Genomic DNA, 1,871 nt, shown 5'->3' with positions numbered 1-1,871 from the left:
ATGTCAAATAATCGATGTTCCACCCTTGAGCACCCGCTGCCCCACACTCGGGGACAGACCGGGCTCTGGAACGCCGGCACGAGGCCCACGCTCAGATGCTCCTTAGAAAGGAGGTGATCCAGCCGCACCTTCCGGTACGGCTACCTTGTTACGACTTAGTCCCAATCGCCAGTCCCACCTTCGACGGCTCCCTCTGCACAAGGCAGTTGGGCCACCGGCTTCGGGTGTTACCGACTTTCGTGACTTGACGGGCGGTGTGTACAAGGCCCGGGAACGTATTCACCGCAGCGTTGCTGATCTGCGATTACTAGCGACTCCGACTTCATGGGGTCGAGTTGCAGACCCCAATCCGAACTGAGACCGGTTTTTTGGGATTCGCTCCACCTCGCGGTTTCGCAGCCCTTTGTACCGGCCATTGTAGCATGCGTGAAGCCCAAGACATAAGGGGCATGATGATTTGACGTCATCCCCACCTTCCTCCGAGTTGACCCCGGCAGTCTCCTATGAGTCCCCACCATGACGTGCTGGCAACATAGAACGAGGGTTGCGCTCGTTGCGGGACTTAACCCAACATCTCACGACACGAGCTGACGACAACCATGCACCACCTGTACACCAGTCCGAAGACGCACCCATCTCTGAGTGATTCCGGCGTATGTCAAGCCTTGGTAAGGTTCTTCGCGTTGCATCGAATTAATCCGCATGCTCCGCCGCTTGTGCGGGCCCCCGTCAATTCCTTTGAGTTTTAGCCTTGCGGCCGTACTCCCCAGGCGGGGAACTTAATGCGTTAGCTGCGGCACGGATCTCGTGGAATGAGACCCACACCTAGTTCCCAACGTTTACGGCATGGACTACCAGGGTATCTAATCCTGTTCGCTCCCCATGCTTTCGCTTCTCAGTGTCAGTAATGGCCCAGAGACCTGCCTTCGCCATCGGTGTTCCTCCTGATATCTGCGCATTCCACCGCTACACCAGGAATTCCAGTCTCCCCTACCACACTCTAGTCTGCCCGTACCCACTGCAAGTCCGAGGTTGAGCCTCGGATTTTCACAGCAGACGCGACAAACCACCTACAAGCTCTTTACGCCCAATAATTCCGGACAACGCTCGCACCCTACGTATTACCGCGGCTGCTGGCACGTAGTTAGCCGGTGCTTCTTCTGCAGGTACCGTCACTTGCGCTTCTTCCCTGCTGAAAGAGGTTTACAACCCGAAGGCCGTCATCCCTCACGCGGCGTCGCTGCATCAGGCTTCCGCCCATTGTGCAATATTCCCCACTGCTGCCTCCCGTAGGAGTCTGGGCCGTGTCTCAGTCCCAGTGTGGCCGGTCGCCCTCTCAGGCCGGCTACCCGTCGTCGCCTTGGTGAGCCACTACCTCACCAACAAGCTGATAGGCCGCGAGTCCATCCCAGACCGAAAAACTTTCCACACCATACTCATGCGAGTTGATGTCATATCCGGTATTAGCTCCGGTTTCCCGGGGTTATCCCAGAGTCTGGGGCAGGTTACTCACGTGTTACTCACCCGTTCGCCACTGATCAGGCCAAGCAAGCTTGACCCTCACCGTTCGACTTGCATGTGTTAAGCACGCCGCCAGCGTTCGTCCTGAGCCAGGATCAAACTCTCCGTTGATGTTCAAACACCCACCCCGAAAAGAGGCGAGCAAACATTGAACCCATGAAGGGCTCGAAAACCTGACTGAAGTCGAACAACCAGCTCAAAAAGAGTTGATCATTCAGTTTCAACCAAAGGATAATTCGCCCAAAACACAACCCGACCACCAGAACGATGGACCGAGCCACGCCTCGAGACGAGGTAATTGGCATCGATTTTTGACACGCTGTTGAGTTCTCAAGAATCGGACACACACC

Annotated in this window: 1 rRNA gene; it reads right to left on the bottom strand. The window is 56.1% G+C overall.

Going from position 1 to position 1,871, the window contains the following annotated elements:
- Window positions 1-106: 106 nt before the first annotated feature.
- Window positions 107-1,632: ribosomal RNA gene (locus ABD831_RS22170) — 16S ribosomal RNA — on the bottom strand.
- Window positions 1,633-1,871: the final 239 nt, after the last annotated feature.

Origin of the sequence: Terrabacter ginsenosidimutans (assembly GCF_039539425.1) — a bacterium.
Classification (GTDB): Bacteria; Actinomycetota; Actinomycetes; order Actinomycetales; family Dermatophilaceae; genus Terrabacter; species Terrabacter ginsenosidimutans.
This window is presented reverse-complemented; position numbering and strand designations above follow the sequence as displayed.